This is a genomic window from Pedobacter sp. W3I1 (assembly GCF_030816015.1).
Taxonomy (GTDB): domain Bacteria; phylum Bacteroidota; class Bacteroidia; order Sphingobacteriales; family Sphingobacteriaceae; genus Pedobacter.
The window spans coordinates 5,442,961-5,461,657 of sequence record NZ_JAUSXN010000001.1 but is presented as its reverse complement, the minus strand read 5'-3'; the positions used below and the strand labels follow the sequence as shown (position 1 = coordinate 5,461,657).

The 18,697-nt window shown below is 38.9% G+C and carries 15 protein-coding genes and 1 rRNA gene; 10 read left to right on the top strand and 6 right to left on the bottom strand.

All coding sequences use genetic code 11. From position 1 onward, the window contains the following. Positions 1-25 precede the first annotated feature (25 nt). From rrf to QF042_RS22365, 4 genes are all read left to right on the top strand, one after another. Positions 26-137: ribosomal RNA gene (gene rrf / locus QF042_RS22380) — 5S ribosomal RNA — on the top strand. Positions 138-1,096: 959 nt separating this feature from the next. After that, complete coding sequence (locus tag QF042_RS22375) at positions 1,097-1,963, top strand: DUF808 domain-containing protein (protein WP_307532388.1); 867 nt, start codon at positions 1,097-1,099, stop codon at positions 1,961-1,963. A 489-nt stretch (positions 1,964-2,452) separates the two neighbouring features. Beyond that, complete coding sequence (locus tag QF042_RS22370; RefSeq protein WP_307532387.1) at positions 2,453-2,644, top strand: hypothetical protein; 192 nt, start codon at positions 2,453-2,455, stop codon at positions 2,642-2,644. A 321-nt stretch (positions 2,645-2,965) separates the two neighbouring features. Then, positions 2,966-3,424 carry an NUDIX domain-containing protein gene (locus tag QF042_RS22365; protein ID WP_307532386.1) on the top strand — a complete coding sequence of 153 codons (459 nt, stop codon included), beginning with the start codon at positions 2,966-2,968 and terminating at the stop codon, positions 3,422-3,424. Here QF042_RS22365 and QF042_RS22360 read toward each other — a convergent pair. After that, positions 3,413-4,516 carry a DNA alkylation repair protein gene (locus tag QF042_RS22360; RefSeq protein ID WP_307532385.1) on the bottom strand — a complete coding sequence of 368 codons (1,104 nt, stop codon included), beginning with the start codon at positions 4,514-4,516 and terminating at the stop codon, positions 3,413-3,415. The genes QF042_RS22365 and QF042_RS22360 overlap by 12 nt on opposite strands. 158 nt (positions 4,517-4,674) lie before the next feature. Here QF042_RS22360 and QF042_RS22355 point away from each other — a divergent pair, with 158 nt between their 5' ends. After that, positions 4,675-5,529, top strand: coding sequence for an NAD(P)-dependent oxidoreductase (locus QF042_RS22355; RefSeq protein ID WP_307532384.1), 855 nt, complete (start codon positions 4,675-4,677; stop codon positions 5,527-5,529). Between the two features lie 145 nt (positions 5,530-5,674). On the opposite strand, the gene QF042_RS22350 is transcribed toward QF042_RS22355, so the two are convergent. Beyond that, on the bottom strand, positions 5,675-6,334 hold the full coding sequence (locus QF042_RS22350; RefSeq protein ID WP_307532383.1) for a hypothetical protein: 660 nt from the start codon (positions 6,332-6,334) through the stop codon (positions 5,675-5,677). A 427-nt stretch (positions 6,335-6,761) separates the two neighbouring features. Further along, positions 6,762-7,808 (bottom strand): response regulator, encoded by a 1,047-nt coding sequence (locus QF042_RS22345; RefSeq protein WP_307532382.1) that lies wholly within the window; start codon positions 7,806-7,808, stop codon positions 6,762-6,764. Positions 7,809-8,895: 1,087 nt separating this feature from the next. Here QF042_RS22345 and QF042_RS22340 point away from each other — a divergent pair. Genes QF042_RS22340 through QF042_RS22330 form a run of 3 tightly spaced genes read left to right on the top strand, consistent with a single transcriptional unit; the run spans position 8,896 to position 13,712 of the window. After that, positions 8,896-9,285: a BlaI/MecI/CopY family transcriptional regulator gene (locus QF042_RS22340; RefSeq protein WP_307532381.1), complete on the top strand. Its 390-nt coding sequence runs from the start codon at positions 8,896-8,898 to the stop codon at positions 9,283-9,285. A 31-nt stretch (positions 9,286-9,316) separates the two neighbouring features. Then, positions 9,317-11,233: a M56 family metallopeptidase gene (locus QF042_RS22335; protein ID WP_307532380.1), complete on the top strand. Its 1,917-nt coding sequence runs from the start codon at positions 9,317-9,319 to the stop codon at positions 11,231-11,233. A gap of 31 nt (positions 11,234-11,264) precedes the next feature. Next, positions 11,265-13,712 carry a TonB-dependent receptor domain-containing protein gene (locus QF042_RS22330; protein ID WP_307532379.1) on the top strand — a complete coding sequence of 816 codons (2,448 nt, stop codon included), beginning with the start codon at positions 11,265-11,267 and terminating at the stop codon, positions 13,710-13,712. Positions 13,713-14,696: 984 nt separating this feature from the next. Here QF042_RS22330 and QF042_RS22325 read toward each other — a convergent pair. Genes QF042_RS22325 through QF042_RS22315 form a run of 3 tightly spaced genes read right to left on the bottom strand, consistent with a single transcriptional unit; the run spans position 14,697 to position 17,098 of the window. After that, the gene (locus QF042_RS22325) at positions 14,697-15,986 is read right to left on the bottom strand and encodes a gluconate:H+ symporter (RefSeq protein WP_307532378.1); all 1,290 of its coding nucleotides are present in this window, start codon (positions 15,984-15,986) and stop codon (positions 14,697-14,699) included. Positions 15,987-16,007: 21 nt separating this feature from the next. Next, positions 16,008-16,190: a hypothetical protein gene (locus tag QF042_RS22320; protein WP_307532377.1), complete on the bottom strand. Its 183-nt coding sequence runs from the start codon at positions 16,188-16,190 to the stop codon at positions 16,008-16,010. 44 nt (positions 16,191-16,234) lie between these two features. After that, entirely contained in the window at positions 16,235-17,098 is an 864-nt protein-coding gene (locus QF042_RS22315; protein WP_307532376.1) for a helix-turn-helix domain-containing protein, read from the bottom strand. A gap of 201 nt (positions 17,099-17,299) precedes the next feature. Here QF042_RS22315 and hxlB point away from each other — a divergent pair, with 201 nt between their 5' ends. Beyond that, on the top strand, positions 17,300-17,929 hold the full coding sequence (hxlB, locus tag QF042_RS22310) for a 6-phospho-3-hexuloisomerase (protein ID WP_307532375.1): 630 nt from the start codon (positions 17,300-17,302) through the stop codon (positions 17,927-17,929). A gap of 29 nt (positions 17,930-17,958) precedes the next feature. Continuing rightward, positions 17,959-18,591 carry a 3-hexulose-6-phosphate synthase gene (gene hxlA, locus QF042_RS22305; protein WP_307532374.1) on the top strand — a complete coding sequence of 211 codons (633 nt, stop codon included), beginning with the start codon at positions 17,959-17,961 and terminating at the stop codon, positions 18,589-18,591. The last annotated feature ends 106 nt before the right edge of the window (positions 18,592-18,697 follow it).

The window sequence follows — 18,697 nt, the reverse complement described above, 5'->3', positions numbered from 1 at the left end:
TCTACCTTCTACCTCAATAAAATATTTAGGTGCCTATATCGGTGGTGTCCACCTCTTCCCATTCCGAACAGAGAAGTTAAGCCCACCAGAGCCGATGGTACTGCGGTAACACGTGGGAGAGTAGGTCGGTGCCAAATCTTAAAAGAAACCCTTTAGCAGTAATGCTCAAGGGTTTTCTTGGTTTATAAGCATTTCCTTCCAGCCGTTCGCTATTTTTTTCCACCATTAATGAGTGAAGAAAAGTTAAGGGACTGTTCCATTATAATCTTCTTAATGCCCTTAACTTCTAAATGGTAAATAAACCTGAATCAGTTTCTGATCATTAAGGGAAAGTAAAGAGCGTTAAGAGTTGTTCCCGCAGATAGCGCTGATCTCCACAGAGTATATCCCATCAACCGTTTTATATCTTCCATCCCAGGTTAAATAGCCCTAATGGCAGCGTAAATCCCTTTTGGTTGAGATCAATCGTTTTATTTAGGGATTTCCCAAAAGGATTGCAGCGAACAGCAGGACGGAACCCAGCCTATATTTACTACTATTGCGCTCCGAAATCTCAAAATAAATGGCTCTGGTTTTAGGTCTTGTTTGCATCCCTATAACTCCAAATGGTTATTTCTACCATTGAGGAGTTAAGATAATTAAGGTTTTGAATGAGTTATTTCTTAATGTCCTTAATCCCTTAATGATAAAAGGAATTGTAATAGCGGTTATTTACCATTAAGGAGTTAAGAAAGTTAAGCGGTAGTATGCCGAAGCTTGCCACATAGCCCTGATTGATGGAAGTGGGCACGAAGCCAATTCTTCATTGGCGGAGTAAAACGGACAGCAGGACGGAACCCAGCCTATATTTACTACTATTGCGCTCCAAGTCATCAGATATTTAATAATCTGTATTGCGCTTCGCACCATAAGTTAAACTATGCTTTAACCATTTAAAAGGTATGTTCTTTCGCGAATATATTCCCAATGACTGTGTACATTGATATTTAACTGGCTTATCTATAAAATACTGTTTAGCCTATATAGCTTAAAGATTTGAATATGATTATCCGAATCTGAAAAGGATTTGATATTTTGCGGCATAATTGATTTAGATATGGCTTCAGGTTTTTTTGCAATTTTGGATGATATAGGTGCTTTAATGGACGATGTAGCGGTAACAGCTAAGGTAGCAGCCAAGAAGACTGCGGGGATTTTGGGCGATGATTTAGCAGTAAACGCAGAAAAATCAACTGGTTTTCTTTCCTCTAGAGAATTGCCCGTATTATGGGCAATTACAAAGGGATCATTTGTGAATAAGCTTATTATTGTCCCCATTGCATTATTGCTCAATTTCTTTTTCCCGATAGCGATCAAAGTGATTTTGGTGCTAGGCGGGCTGTATTTGGCATACGAGGGAGTAGAAAAGGTTGTTGAATATTTCTTTCATCGATCAAAGCCCTCGCATGTGGAAGCAAAAGAGGTTATCCAAGAAGGTGAGGCAGCAGAAAAAGCAAAGATCAAATCTGCAATTATTACCGATTTTATTCTATCAATAGAAATTGTAATTATTGCCTTGGGAAGCGTGCTCGAAGAAAAGCTACTTATACAAATTCTGACTGTATCAGCTGTAGCTTTGTTAGCTACCGTTGGTGTTTATGGTATCGTAGCCCTAATTGTAAGGATGGATGATGCCGGATATCGCTTAATGAAGGCCTCGGATGAAAAAGGTATATTTTCATTCATCGGAAACCTACTGGTTCGTTCTTTACCGGTTATCATAAAAATATTAAGTGTTGTAGGCACGGTAGCATTGATCTTGGTTTCAGGGGGGATTTTTGCTCATAATATTGGTTTTCTACATCATATTCTTCATACTTTGCCTTCGATTCTTAGGGAATTTGCTTTTGGATTAGCAGCTGGACTTGCCTCAGTGCTTGTTGTTACTGTGGGTAAAAAGCTTTTAGCCATTGTCAGAGCATAAGGAAAGTGGTAGTTATTCCATTTTTAAGGTTAATTTGTTTATTATTTTTTAGCAAAGCAGGTTCTTGCTACTATATAGGTTTGTTCCCGCTATCCGCTTTATCCCGATGAAAAATCGGGTTTAAAAACACGGGGTTTCGCACCTTGCAACCCCAAAAATGAAATATAGTTTTAGCCACCTGGCCCCAGTTGAAGTGTTACCCTGCAGCAACGAGGCATGAGGCAGCGAAGCGTAAAAACGGAAAACGGGAAGAAACTTGTTGTGGTGTACAGGCTTTTGCGCTCCGAATAAAAAATCGTGTTTATTAAATCGTTTTTTGCCTCCTTTTTGTAAAGCACCTAAACATAAAATCGTGAATTCGGCCGTTCCCATTAAAATTTCTGATACGGAAACCGGATTTCGAATCTGGAAAAATAATTTTAAAAAATTAACAAAAAACGGCAAACTTATTCCACGTAATTCTGTTGTTCAATTATAAATTTCAAGATCATGGCACCTTTAAAATTAAGCGAAGAACAGCATGCTACATTAAGCAATAGAAGCACATTAGAACAAATTAACGAACAACCTTTAGAACTTCATCCGGAAGCCTATAAAGTGAAAGGCCCATCTCCGGATAAGATGAAGACGGTATCATCCTCATTAAGGAATTATGCCCATGGTTTGTACGGGTTGTTGTAAAAAACGCCTCCAATAAAATCTCATCATACCAGATTATATAAAGCAGCCAAGATTTAAAAACCTGGCTGCTTTTTTATTGCAATAAACCGTAGACCCATATTACATATTATTGTTCCCAGACACTTTTATGTCACTGAATGTAATCAAAGACCTCCTGTTGCAAAACAGATGCTGAAACAAGTTCAGCAAGACATAACGTGGGATCAGGCATTGTTAATTCCAATAGACTATCGTCATCCTGAACTTGTTTCAGGATCTTGATCAAAGATGTGAAGGCAAGTTCATTCTCTCTTTTTAATTCCAAATACCTACCTTACCCTTATGAAACAAAGTGCCGGAATACTGCTCTTCAGAAGAAAAGATCAGCAAGTAGAATTTTTTCTGGTTCACCCCGGTGGGCCGTTCTTTACTAAAAAAGATCTTGGCTTTTGGACAGTGCCCAAAGGGGAATTAAATGAAGGTGAAGAAGCTTTAACGGCTGCTATCCGCGAATTTAAAGAAGAAACAGGTCACAGCTTAACCGGCAATTTCATTGAATTAACTCCTATTATACAAAAGGGAGGTAAAAAAGTACTGTGCTGGGCTATAGAAGGAGAACTTGATCCCTCTACCATTGTTAGTAATACCTTCGAAATAGAATGGCCGCCCCGATCGGGTAAAAAGCAAAGTTTTGCCGAAATAGATAAAGCCAAGTGGTTTGCCTACAGTGATGCCATTAAATATATCAACGAAAAGCAGGTTGCCTTACTCGATGAATTAAATGCCAAACTAAGCCGTTAATTCGAAATGTGAGATTTCTTTTTCGGCTCCGTTAATAATCATCGAAACCTGGTGGTTACCCAAATGAAATTTACGTGTGGTAATCAGCACGAATTTTTGTTTGCGGATTATGTTTATCGTTGCACCTGGAGGATAAATCCGCTCCGAAATCTTGTACACTTTTTTGGCATTCTGCCCATTTTGCTTTTTATAGTAAACGGCATATTCCAACCTCACTTTTTGTTCATAAGGATTTTCATTAAGGATAGAAAACGAGAACTCCAGACTTTCGCCGATTTTGACTTGCGGCGTTAAGATTTTGAAATCTTTTAATAAAATTCCCGCGTCATCTAAGCCATAATGTTTAAGGATATCGGCATGACCTTGTTTAAGTAATGTACGGCTACCATGTTTAATAATGGCATCTGTTTCGGCACCCAAACCCGACCAGTTCTTAGCAATATTTAAAACAACCTGGGGATGATCTTTGGCAATATCATTTAAGCTATTGGCAACGCTCCGCCTTACATATTCTGATGGGTCTGTTTTAAGGTTCTCCAGTATTGGTAAAATGGATGTAGGGTCTTTTTTCAGAAATGGAATGCCCATGGCCCAGGGTAATCGCGGACGGCTGCCTTCACTGGAGAGCCTTCTCACTTTATGGCTTTCGTGCAGCGACCATTTTTGCATTTTTAAAATCATCTCATTTTCGTATTTTAAAATGAAAGGTCGAACAGCAAATTCACAGCTTACAAACTGCGTAACAAATTCGAGTGCTTCAACTGAGCCTTCGAAATCATCAATGCCATAGGTTTCGATATAATCAGGTAAAAACATATAGGCCAGGCCATCTTCTCCAATACCATGAATCCTTAATTGTGCGATTGTTTTTTTGATGAGCGCGATTGTTTGAGCATAATCTTCAGGTAAAAAATCGTGTAATACCTTCGAGGTATGTTTCATCCGCTCTTTCAATTCTTTTGATTCAAATTCGGATGTGAAAATTTTTTTGATAAATTTTCCTTTGTCGAAACCTGGTATGGTAACCGTCAACGCATTGGTTAATCTATCGTAAAAAGCAGGTGAATATAAATCTTTAAGTGGACTGGCCATATCGCTTGGTAATTATGGAGTAATATACCACTAATTTACTAAAAATATTAGTATGTTAAAGCTGTTAATTTAATAAATAGTTCATTGTATCATTTTTACCTTTGTTTATAATTTTAGCTTTTTCTTTGGCACATTTGTTTAATCATAAAAAGGACGAAATGAATCATACAAAAATAGGTTGGATCGGCTTAGGGAACATGGGTATCCCGATGGCAGAGCAATTGATAAAAGCAAATTATACGGTTAGGGTTTACAACAGGAGCAAGGGTAAGGAAGCTTCGTTGAAAGAGATGGGTGCATCAATCGCCGAAACGCCTAAAGAACTGATTGCTGTTACTGATGTCGTAATCGTTATGGTTTCTGATGATGCCGCAATAAAACAAATTTTTGATGGAGAAGAAGGCCTTTTTAGTGTAGAAACTTCGGATAAGATTATCGTTAATATGAGTACGGTTTCTCCTTCAATTTCAAAAGAAATGGCAGCGCAGTGTAAAGCAAAAGGAAATCTTTATTTAGACGCACCGGTTTCAGGAAGTGTAAAGCAGGCAGAAACAGGTCAGTTGGTTATCATGGTGGGTGGTGAAGAAGATGCATTTAATCAGGTTAAACCGATTCTCGAAAAAATGGGCAAACTTGCCAAACTTGTTGGTGGCAATGGTGCAGGTAACAGTGCAAAACTGGCCATTAATTCGCTTTTGGCCTTATATGCACAGGGCTTGGCCGAAACCGTTTTGTTTGCTAATCAGCAGGGAATTAAAACGGAAGACCTATTGGAACTCATCAATAATGCTGCTATCGGCAACGTTTTTACCAAAATTAAAGGTGATGCTATAATTGCTGATCATTACAAAGCTGTTTTCGCGCTTAAACATATTGTAAAAGATCTGAACCTGGCGAAAGCGGAGGGGATTTCATCGCCCCTGGCTAAAACTGTACTGAATACTTTCGCAGATGCCGCTGCAAAATATGGAGAAGAAGATATCATTGCAGTGATTAAACAGGTTAAGGCATAAAAAATGAGGTAACCATCGAAGGATAGATAACTGAAAATACCATTTAAACAAGGCAGTTTCAGCTGTTCTTATAAATTATAATGGTTTTAATTGGGTTTTGCTGTTGAATATGAGGGAATATATTCAACAGCAATTGATAATTCGCTTAATCGAGATACTGTGCTTTTAACTTTTTATTTTGAAAATGAGTAACCATGTCTTCGTTGTATGCACTATTGATCTGTAAGGTTTGCTCACCTGTTAAACTTAAATCAATATCGAAATAAGACAACAACAGATCGGTAGACATCCGGTCATATAGTCCTGGGTAAATACGTTTAAATAACGATATCCTGTTTTCTATAGTCTGCAATCTATACAAGATGTTTCTGTTGTTCACATCAGATACGGCAGTCTGAAGAAGGCAACTGTTAAATAGCGAATCAAGAGCGGGATACCACGCGCAGCCTTCGGCCAATTCAGTTTGGTCTATGAAGAAAACGATGGTATCTTCTATTGCAAGAAGATTGAAGTTGTGGTCTGTTTGTTTAAAATTATCACAAATGTATACACTGCCTTTCATGCCCAGCCATATATTGGCCTGCCCGGCTTCTACATTCGCTATGTAGCCATTAACCAGTCCATCTGCAACGATTATTAGGCTGCCAACAGCGGCTGAACTATTTGGCTTAAAAAGCGTTTTCCCCTTACTAATGCTGAAAAAAGCAGTGTGCCTGTATATAAAACGGATGGCTGCTCTATCTTTCTTCCGATCTAGTAGTGGAAGAAAGATCTTTAAAAAATATTTGATGTAGCCTACATCCATGGCAATTTAATTAAGTTGTGTGGTAGCATATTGATTTGTTTTTATTGATAAATCGCATTTATAAACCGATCATGCCAAAAACTCAGATTCATGCCCAAATTAAGGGTATGAATCTTATCAGGTTTCAATGGCACTGCACAGTGCTGCTGGGAGGATAATTAGTTAGAAACTCATCAGTCCCCCTAAGCATTAGCTTTGGAACATTTTCACACCACTCTAAATCGATTTAGGATTTTCGTGTGAGACGATCGCTTTCTGGTATAAATGCTAACCTCCCTTAAGATCAGCTACAACTAAATTCTATATTTAAAATTAATTTTCCTCTGATTTTGATCAACGCTTATCTTGATCTTTCTCATTAATAAGGCTGGGGAATGATAATGGTGGGTCGATAGATTTTCAGATGGATATGCAGTATAGATTTATGCTAGTTTTTCATCATTTTTAATGAATTCATATCCAGTACAATGATGTTATTGCCATCTTTTTCAATCAATCCTTCTCTTGTAAAATCGCTTAGTACCCTGCTCAATGTTTCAGTTGCAATGCCTACTAAACATGCCAGATCATGCCTGGGAAGTATAAATCTGTCATTCTCTGCAGATTCATGGTTCAATTTGGTTAGTTCGATAATCGCTTTTGCTATTCTCTTTCGTACAGAGTAATAGGCAATATCCAGCAGCTTTTCATCACGGTTATTTAATGTATGAGCAAGATTTTTAGCGAAAATACTGAACAGATCTGGGTAGTCTGAAATTAAATTCTGGACATCGGCATAAGGGATTGTAAGTATTTCGGTGTTATTAATGGCTTCTGCAATTTCCCTGTTTTCATTACCCAATAATGTTCCCTGAATTCCGAAATACTCATGAGGGCCATAAATACCAGTGATAAGTACATGACCAGCAGCGTCAGATATATAAGTTTTTATCTTTCCTGATATAATGTAATGTAGGCCGAGCGACCGTCTTTCGCCTTTGTTGTAGAGAACCTGACTTTTCTTAAAAGATCTTGGTAAATAGCCTTCAAACCTCGATCTTAACCAGGAAAGTTCATCACTGGTGTTGTGGATATTCCTTAACTGAATGTGTTGTTTTAAAAATAATTCGTGTTGAAGTCTTTTTTTTCTGAGTTTTACTTCTACATGATTAAGCAGTTCGCCATCATCAAAAGGGGGCATAAGGTAACCGTCTGCACCCAATTCCATCACTCTGCGGGCAAGATCATAATCCTGATTGGCCAAGAGCATAATAACACTAATGCCTGCGGTTTCCATAAATTTATTAACCACACGCAATACCCCAAATCCGTCTATTTCGGCTACGTTTATCCCTGAAATGATGATATCTACCGGACTTGTTCTAATGATTTCAATCGCCTGCTTACCACTATTTGTTGATTTTACATTGTATTTGCCAATTGTAAGTAGCTCAGTGATTTTTATCCTTAAATCAAAATCCTCAAGTATAATCAAGATTTTAGATCCCTCCATTTAAATTTTTATGTTTGATCCTGAAGGCAATAGTCTCCTTTGGATTGGTAAAAAGGTGTTACACCTGATTTCCGGACCTTGTTGTTGCATTATTAAAGCTTTTCAGCAGACTAAACTTAAGACTTCTGGAAAAAGAAGATAGACAATTGGAAATAGTAGTAGTGTTGCAGCAAAACTTCGGACGCAATGCGTCGAAATTAAACCCGCCATTTATCGAATAAAATTGAATGAAATTTGTGAATGCTGATGTATCCTCATATAATGAAGTGAAAGTCTTCATTTATTGCCTTGTAAGGAGAGCGGGCTCCATGTAGTTGTTTGCTGAAGGATATCTGGGCAGAAAAATTATCTTGACGGAAATAAAGACAATACTGCTGGCCTTGTTAAAAAAATGGTATAATCTTTTAACAAGCGTTTTTAAAAAAGGCATTTCTTAAAGGTTTGCATAGGGATTAATAGACAATATCAAATAAAAATCGTCATTCAAATGAATAAATGGATTGATAATTATCAAATATACCTTTGATTGTTGTCAATATGGCAAAAAAATAAATAAAAGGTTGACTCTGTGGTTCGGAGCTAGCTTAAAAAGCCATTTTTTGTTTGTTTTAGGAAGAATGATGCTCCTTGTTGCATAGGTGAGTAATAAAGCCCGAAAGAGGTAGTGCTGCCCATAAACAACGGCGTTATCTGCCAAAATTGGAGTTTATTTTATATGGATTTGGTATTTATAAATGTAATCTTTAAATAAGAATAGGCAACATGGGGGGATAGATTTTGTTCCCAAATTTGCTTACGTGTCATTTTATTTTCATTGACAGAAATTAATATGACTGATAGTTGTTATCAAAGTAGCGCTAATTTCATTGCTATTCTGGTTTTTAGGCGGGGTTAGATAAATAAAATTGGTTAGTTTTTAATTTGCATTTACATATCTGTCAGAGTTTTTTAAGTATTTAATTTTTTATTTAATATTATTTTTTGCTTAAAATCAATGTTTTAATTGCTTTTTTGTAAAAATTTTATACATAATATTTGCATCGTACGAAAAACATCGTACCTTTAAAATATGAAAAGTAATCGAATTGAAAATAATCTGCCTGAACCTACTAAAGCTGAATTAGAAATTCTTCAGGTATTATGGGAGTTCGGTCCATCTACAGTTCGGTTTGTAAACGAAAAATTGAACGAACAGCGCGAGGTGAATTATACCTCAACTTTAAAGCAGATGCAGATCTTAACCGAGAAAGGGATATTAAAACGTGATGAAAGCCAAATGAAGCACATTTATATTCCTGTTGAAGCTGAAGAGAAAACCAAAGTCCAGTTGTTAAACCGTTTTGTAAATACCTTATATAAAGGATCTGCTTCACAGTTAATGATGCAGCTTCTGGGTAATGAGAAAACCTCAAAACAGGAGATAGAAGAGATAAAGCGGCTATTGGATAGCATGGAATAATAATAACAGCAGATTCTAAAGAACCACAATTATGGAATTTAAGTTAATTAACCTTTTACCCGAAAATTGGCTTCATGCCCTCGGTGCTACTTTATTCCACTCGCTGTGGCTTGGGGTAATATTGGCCTTGCTTGCCGGTTTGGTTATGTTTACCACCCGAAAAGCAAGTGCTGCAACGCGCTATAACTTACTCACTGTTTGTTTAGCATTGTTTGTTGTCGCCATATTCTTCACCTTTTACAAAGAACTGCAAAAGCCTATAGGTTCTATAGCCGGTGAGGTGGTGATTAATCTCCATGGTGGGGCCGCCGATCAGCCTGTAATTTCAAATGTTCAGCATGATATGTATTCAGGGCTGAACAAAATTCTTTATTTATGGAATGCATATGCTTATCAGATTGTGCTGATCTGGTTTTTAATTATATGTGGAAAAAGCATTCAGTTGATGGTAGGTTTAAATGGTGTATATCATTTACGTAAACATAAAACCTATGCTGCAGGTAAAAAATGGGATGAAAAGTTAGCTATGCTGGCCGGAAAATTGGGTTTAAGTCAACCGGTTAAAATCATGCAATCGGGCATTGCGCAGGCGCCAATGGTTATAGGCCATTTTAAACCCTTAATTCTGATTCCATTAGGCTTGTTAACCGGCCTGTCAAATGCTGAGGTTGAGGCAATTCTTTCTCACGAACTGGCCCACATTAAGCGTAAAGATTATCTGGTAAACCTATTACAAAGTTTTATCGAAATCGTTTTTTTCTTTAACCCAGCGGTACTTTGGGTATCACAATTAATAAAAACAGAACGCGAACATTGCTGCGATGATTTGGCCATTGCCTGTGTAAGCGATCGCAAAAACTACGTTCAGGCCCTCATATTCTGTCAGGAGTTTAAGCAGCGTGCACCTGCTTATGCCATGGCGATAACGGGTAAGAAAGGTAGCCTGCTGCATAGGGCAAGCAGGATGTTATTTAATACCAATTCAACTTTAAACAAAATGGAAAAGACAATATTAACCATCGCCCTGGTATCGGTAGTGGTTTGCAGTGCCGCTTTTAAAAGCGTTGGCTATGCAAAAACAGTTACCAGAAAAAAAATATCCACTTCACTACAGGTTTTACAGGATACAGCTAAAAAATCTAAACCTGCTGAAGGGAAATCTGCTGATCAATTGGAAAAAGAAATCAATTCTAAAATGGATCGCCAATTGAAAGTTTTAGAGGAAAAGCGTAAAAAAGATGAAGATGTGAAAGCCAGAGTTGCAGATAAAAAAGCTATAGAAGGCGATATCAATAAGGCAAGAGAAGATGCAAGGATGAGAAAAGTAGATGCCAAAGCCAGAATTGCTGACGAAAATCTGAGAATAGCGGACGAGAAACTTGCTAAAGAAGATGCTAAATTAGCTAAGGAAGACGCCAAATGGGCAAAAGAAGATGCCAAGTGGACAAAGGAAGTTGATAAATGGGCAAAAGAGGACGCTAAATGGATTCAGGAGGGTAAAGATGGCGATGGTCCCCGCGTGCCAAGAGCACCGCGTCCGCCACGCCCACCAAGAGCGCCAAAGACACCTCGTGCGGCATATGCTACACCATCGTTACCTCCGGCTCCACCAACTCCAGCTAATATGCCTACACCGCCTACACCACCAACTCCTCCGGTTTATAACGAAACAAAGGGTGCTAAAACAAGTTCGCAGCGTACTGTTACCACAAAAAGTGTAACCAATGGTGATGGTCACGATTATACCAACCAAATCAATCAGGAATTGATGAAAGACGGTATCATTAGCAGTACCAATAAACTCTCGTACAAGCTCAATAAAGATGAATTGATCGTAAACGGTATCAAACAAAATACCGACGTGCAGAAAAAATACAAGCAAAGGTTTTTAAAAAACGATAAGCATTCGCTGATGTATAATTTCCTGATCGAAAATCATAAAAACTAAATTCTAAAAACGCTAATCCAATCAACACCTCATGAAATCTAAGCTCGTGGCTTTTTTAGCCGTATGGATAAATATTGCCTTTACCTTTGCTCAAGCCCAAACTTCTCCATCCAGAATTTACGGCCGTGTAACGGATGCCGAAGGAAAAAATATAGAATATGCTACTGCTGCGCTGCTTAAAGATTCGGTGTTGGTTAAAACGACCTTCACTGAAAAGGATGGATTGTTTAGCTTTGATAACCTCGCTTATGGTAAATACCTGATTAAAATATCGGTGGTCGGATCGCCAATATATCAAACCGATACCTTGGTTTTAACCGCCAATAAGGCTGTTATCAATTTGGCCGACATCAAGATCAAAGCTGGAGCTACCAATTTAAAAGAGGTTAATATTTCAGGACAAAAGGCTTTTGTAGAGCGAAAAATAGACCGTACGGTGGTTAATGTTGACGCTTTGATTTCGAATGCAGGCACAACTGCACTGGATGTACTGAGTAAATCACCTGGGGTAAACGTAGATCAGAACGGGGCAATTTCGCTGAAAGGCAAAAACGGAGTCGCCATTTTTATTGATGATAAACCGACTTATTTATCGGGCGCCGATCTGGAGAATTACCTGCGTTCGCTGCCTTCCTCATCTCTTGATCAGATTGAACTGATGACTAATCCACCGGCCAGATATGATGCGGCGGGAAACGGAGGCGTAATTAACATCAAAACCAAGAAAACCAAAACCGCTGGGTTTAATGGTGGGGTTAATCTGAGTTTGAACCAGGGTGAGTTAAGCCGGTCGAACAACAGTTTTAATTTTAACTACCGCAAGGATAAAATCAATGTTTTCGGAAACCTGAGTTATAACCTCAATAACAGTTTTACCGATCTCGATCTGAACCGGAAATATAAAAATGCTGATGGTAGTGCCAAATCCTACTTTAATCAGAATTCTTATTTCCGCAGGCATGGCAATACCTTTAATTTGAAAACAGGGCTTGATTATTATGCATCCGACCGTACAACATGGGGCGTGGTACTTACCGGAATGAACCGGATTTCCAGACAGGTAAACAACAATACTAGTAACCTGTCTAATGCGTCAATGCAGTTAGATTCGGTAATCAGGGCTGAAAATATCGATCAGATTAAATATCAAAATGCAGGGGTGAATTTAAATTACAGGCATAAGTTTAAGCAGGCCGGGCGAGAATTAACTTTCGATGCAGATTATTTGCTTTACCGCAACCAGACCGATCAAACCTATTACAACTTTAGTTATCTGCCTGGCGGAACATTAAAATATCAAGATATTTTAACCGGTAATTTGCCTTCGAATATTGATATTTACACCGCTAAAGCGGATTATTCACATCCACTGGAAAATAAGTGGAAGCTTGATGCGGGTGTTAAAACTGCTTATACCAAAACCGATAACATTGCCGATTACTTTAATACAGCAAACGGAAAAACCAGTGCTGATTATGAAAAGAGTAATCACTTTTTATATGAAGAAAATATAAATGCAGTTTACCTGAATATGAGCAGAGAAGGGAAGCGGTTTTCACTTCAAGCCGGTCTGAGATATGAAAACACGGTTTCTAACGGGCACCAGTTGGGGAATCTGATTAAACCCGATTCGAGTTTTAAAAGAACCTATAACAGCTTATTTCCAACGCTTTATTTCTCCTATAAACTCGATACCGCCGGGAATAACCAACTAGGACTGAATTATGGAAGAAGGATTGACCGGCCATATTATCAGGATCTTAATCCATTCTTTTCTCCTTTGGATAAGTTTACCTATTATGTTGGTAATCCTTTTTTAAAGCCTTCTTTTACACAAAGTATCGAACTTTCTCATACTTATAAAAATAAGATTACCACAACATTTGGTTACAGCTGGGTGAGAGATGAGGTAAATGAAACCATCGAAATTTTAAATGGCACCTATTATAGCAGACCAGCAAATGTGGGCAAAACAAGAGTGGCCAATGTTTCGGTAAATGCGGAGATCGATCTTACGAAATGGGCGAAATTAAATGCCTACATGGAGTTTGCCAAAATAGTTTCGAAAACCGATTTCTATACTGGTTTTTTGGTTACCAATGGCAGTTACTTAAGAGCAAACCCAAATGTACAATTTAAAATCAGTCCGACATGGAATGCAGAAATGAGCATGAGCTATCAGAGTAAACTTTCTAATGTTCAGTTTTTACTGGGATCGGTGCATGAGTTTGGTGCAGCGGTACAGAAAAAGCTCTCTGCAAAAAGCACCTTGAAATTAGCTGCAAACGATATTTTTAGAGATCGGATATTTAATGGCGTAATTAACAATCTGGCTGCAACTGAAGCCAATTGGACAAACAAGCAAGACTCAAGGAACTTTGTTTTGAGCTATAGCTATCGTTTTGGTAAAGCTTTTTCTGCGCCTGCTAAACACGAATCTTCTGGTGCCGATGCAGAAAAGAACAGGGTGAAGAATTAATGGAACGATCCGTCATCCCGACTGGGTGTAGAAAACGGGGGATCTATAGCGTTGATCTTTTTTGGAAAGCATTACCTGTGGTGCTTCGGTTGCGCTAGTCCCGCCCTTTGCTTAATCCCGTGAAGGACCTATCGTGTGGACACATCTTTCGAGTTTAATTTTTTAGGCGTTTTGCTAGCTTCCTCAAATAACACATTGTTTTAACCGAAGAACGCCGTCAATCCCAGGGGCCGGAGAAATCAAAAAAACAGGTGCAGAATAGAACAAATAGCATTGCCAAACCTAAAACGCAGTGGTTTTGTGTTCATAAACGCTAATTTAAAGTTTTAAAGAAGCATTGAACACAAAACGAAGTGCCGCTGTTTTTTTGATGTGTATAGGATTGTGTAAAAGGCCCATTGCTGGATTGACAGAGCGCTTTGGGTACTTTGGCGCTCCAAAGTACCATGCCACCGCGGCATAGAGCGGAAAAAAAATCAACATTTATCTCCAAACTATAGTTTTAAGATCAAAGTTTGTTATTTGCAGGAAAGATGCTGAAATAAATTCAGCATGACGATCGCCAAGGAATATGTGCTAAAACAAATACTAGTTAATTTAGATGTGTCCACACGATAGGTGAAGGACGGGATAACGCTGTCGGTCGGGTTTATTTTACCCTGGATACAGGCACAGTTTTAGGTTTATAAACCCGATCGAAGTGGTTTCGATCCTTCATCGAAAAGAACGGAGAGCGGGACTGTTTTAGCCTAAAAGCTGCTGCAATTGCTTTCCAAAAAAATCTTATCAATTGGTCTTTACCCTAACTGGGGCACAATATATTTTTCTATTTCTCTTGGTCGGTGTCTCACCGACCAAGAAGATAACTATTTATTCACTATTATTTTGTGTATGCTGATTAAGTTCGGTCGGTGAGGCATCGAACGATAGGTGAAAGTCTTTTGACCACCTAAGTCACCTGAGCGCAACTAAGTTTTTAATTTTTCACACAAACTGATTCAACACCAATACCCCAACAAGCCCTAAAACGGAAACCAGGCTTTCCATCATGGTCCAGGTGCTAAAAGTTTCTTTCAGGCTTAGATTAAAGTACTCTTTAAACATCCAGAAACCGGTATCGTTTACGTGAGAAAACATCAAACTCCCTGCGCCAACTGATAATACCATTAACTCTGGAGGTGTTCCGGGACCAATTAAAGGGAGTACCATACCCGAAGCGGTGAGTGCGGCCACTGTTGCTGAACCCAGGGTTACCCTAAGTGATGCAGTAATTAACCAGGCGAGTAATAATGGCGATAAATTTAGGCCGCCGGTAAGTTGTTTTACGGTTTCACCCACGCCACTGTCGATCAAAATCTGTTTAAAGGCACCACCTGCTGCAATAATGAGGATAATCATAGCAATGCTTTTAACCCCTTCAGCACACGATTCCATTGCTTTTATAATGGAGGTTTTTTGAACTGCTAAAGCAATAATAACCGAAATTAATAGCGCTGCGGTAGGATCGGCTAAAAATATAAACAGCGGTTTACCGATATAATCTATTTTGAAACTGCTTCCTATGGTTCCGGCGATGATTAAAAACACCGGCAACAATGCGGTAATAAAACTCCTTGAAGTCGAAGGAAGGTTTTCTTCTTCGTTAATGCTGAAATTGTGAACAGTTACGGATTGATCGCGTTTGAGAATCAATCGTGGGAAATAGATTCCGGCAATAATAGCGATAGGTATGCTTAATGTTAAACCATAAATTAATGTTTTACCAATATCGGCATGGAAAATACCTGCTAGTGCAACAGGGCCCGGGTGAGGCGGTAAAAAACCATGTGTTACCGAAAGGGCTGTAGCCATCGGGATGCCAATGTACAATTTTGATAATCCTGTTGTGGCTGAAATGGCAAAAACCAAAGGAATTAACACCACGAAACCAGCATTATAAAACAAAGGAATCCCCACTAATAAACCGGTTAACAGCACTGCCCATTGGATGTTCTTTTTGCCAAAAGCCCCGATCAAAATGAAAACGATTTTTTTTGCCGATCCGCTATCTTCAATCAGTTTACCCATCATCGCGCCGAGCGCCAAAACCATTACCATGCTTCCCAGGGTGCTGCCTACTCCATTGCTAATGGAACTCATTACCTTTGTGGCAGGCATGCCTAGTAAAAGGCCTGTAATAATCGCCACGGCAATTAAGGCAATCATTGGGTTGATCTTTTTCAAGATCAGTACGAAAAGCAAGAGGATACCGAAAAGCAGGATAAGTAATGACATTTGGTTAGGATTTAGGGTAATTTACTTTTTAACGGTAATGGTCCTTCCGGTTACAAGATGAAATTCGTAAACCCGGTACAGGCCATCATCACTAATCTCTATGTTTTCTACCAGGCCCGTTTTGCTGAAGGTATCGGTTACCATATCGCCAATTTTTACATCCTGAAGAACATCGCTCGGTGTATCGTTGTTTAATCTGATCATAAAAGTAAAAGTATTCAATTATTGGTAAAACCTGCGGCATTGTTTTAAACCAATGTGTTAAATTTTGATTCGATGTGCTTTCTTGCTTCTTTTTGAAACTCTTCAGGCGTTTGCTGTGTTTGTTTCTTGAAAAAACGACTGAAGTAGGGGCGGTCTGAAAAGCCCAGCTCATAGGCAATTTCTTTGATGGTTTGTTCACTGTGGATAATTTTTCGTTTGGCTTCCAGTATAATACGGTCGTGGATAATCTGCATGCCGGTTTTGTTCAGCTTTTCTTTTAAAATCTGGTTGAGTCTTTTAGAGCTAATGCCAATCTTACCTGCATAAAAATCGGTATTTCTAACCTGCTGATAATTGCTTTCGAGTAACATCAGAAATTCGTAAACCCTTTTCTGATGAACATCATGACTGGTAAATTCATGTTCTTTAACCTGGATCAGTTTTAAAAGAAATACCTTTAAAAGTGCTTTGGTAATGATAAAAGTATTGCCTGCCTTCTGGTATTCGTTCTCAATTAATTTATAAATATTACTCAGTTCTATTGCTGTTTCCTGATTCAGCCTTAAACAGGAAAATTCACCCTGCACATTAAAAATCTTAAACAGATCAAGCAGGAATTCTTTTTCTTCCCCTTCCAGCACCGATCTTTTGAAAGAGATTAATACTCCATTTTTGCCTGCTTTATTTAGCTGGTGCACACGATAAGGCGGAATCAGGTAAATCCAATCACCCTTGCTGTCAAATTCTGATTGCTGCAGGGCATGTAAAGGCTCCTCATTTTTAAGCCATACAATTTCAAAGAATTCTTTTCTACCGGGATCATTTAGGTAGCTGGGAGGGCAGTTGCTTAAATCGCGGATGTAGATTATGGCCCTTTCCAGTTGCGTTGTTTCTGTTGATAAACTCATGATTAAAGTTAAAAACTTAAATTTTTAACGATTGGATTAATTGATAATTATGGTGGACTATTCGGAAATGGTGCTTTAATTATGGCTAATGCATGACTTTTGATTGAATTTATTTCCAAATTGTCCCATATAAGTGGCTGAATGTGTAACGCTCGTTTTAAGTGGCCACTATACCTTTGAACTATTAAAGCATAAGCGGAAATGGAATTAAAAGAATCAGCAGAAATGGTCAATAATGAAGCCTTAACAGATGAGTTGGATAACCAGCAATTGGCCTGGGATCTGCAAATAAACCTGGACAGGATTATCGAGGAGAACACGCAACTGGCCAAAAAAGTACAGCTTGATCAGCTTATTCCTTTCATCTACCAGATCCAGCAGGCCAGGCGGATTTTTATTGTTGCAGCTGGCCGTTCAGGTTTTACCATGCAATCGGCCGCTATGCGTTTGATGCACCTTGGGCTAACCGTATATTATGTTGGCGATACAACCAGTCCGGCTATCGGGGTGGATGATTTATTGATTGCCGCATCCGGTTCGGGAAGTACTGGTGCCGTTGTTAAAGCAGTGGAAAAATCGGTCAGTGTAGGGGCCAACGTAGTCGGCATTACCACCAATGCCGAATCGCCTTTGGCAAAATTGTGCAATCACCTGGTATTGGTTCCGGCAGCAGAAAAAGAAGATCATAGTAAAAAAGTATCTGCCCAATATGCCGGAAGCCTTTTTGAACAATTCCTGCTCTTGCTTAACGATGCCGTTTTTCAATCACTTTGGAAACTGAGCGGCCAGCCTGCAGAAGAACTGTGGAAAAGACATGCAAATCTAGAATAACAAATCATTTAATTATATCAAATACCATCATGGCAAAATTACAAGTAGCAATAGATTTATTAACGACAGAGGAAGCATTGGCATTAGCAGCAAAAGTTGCGCCTTATGTGGATATTATAGAATTAGGAACTCCATTGATTAAAAATATGGGTTCAACAGTGATTACGGCAATGAAAGCAGCACATCCGGATAAACTAGTTTTTGCAGATTTAAAAACTGCTGATGCGGGTGAACTGGAAGCTGATATCGCTTTTAAAGCAGGAGCTGATTTAGTGACGGTAATGGGCGCTGCAGGAAATGCAACAATTATTGGTGCGGTTAAGGCAGCAAAGGCACATGGTAAAGGAGTGGTTGTAGATACTATTGGTTATCCTGACCGTGTTAAAAGAGCTCAGGAAGTGACTGCTTTGGGTGTTGAGTTTGTAGAACTGCATGCCGGTTTAGATGAACAGTGGACTGCAGGTTATTCTATCCAGGTTTTAATTGACGAGGCCGCAAGGGCAGGTGTTCCGGTTTCGATCGCAGGTGGGGTAAATATCAATAACGTTGCTGCTGTGATCAAGGCAGGTGCAATAGTGGCTGTTGCGGGTGCTGCCATTTATGGTGCCGAAGATCCGGCTGCTGCTGCAAAAGCGCTCCGCGAAGCGATTGATGCTGCGTAGTAACTAAGGGTTATTTTGTTACCATAAACTTTTGCTTTATGGTAACATCCTTTTGTTTAGCTTCCAGCATCGTTTGCGAAGCCGCCAGAGACGTATGTTTTGACAC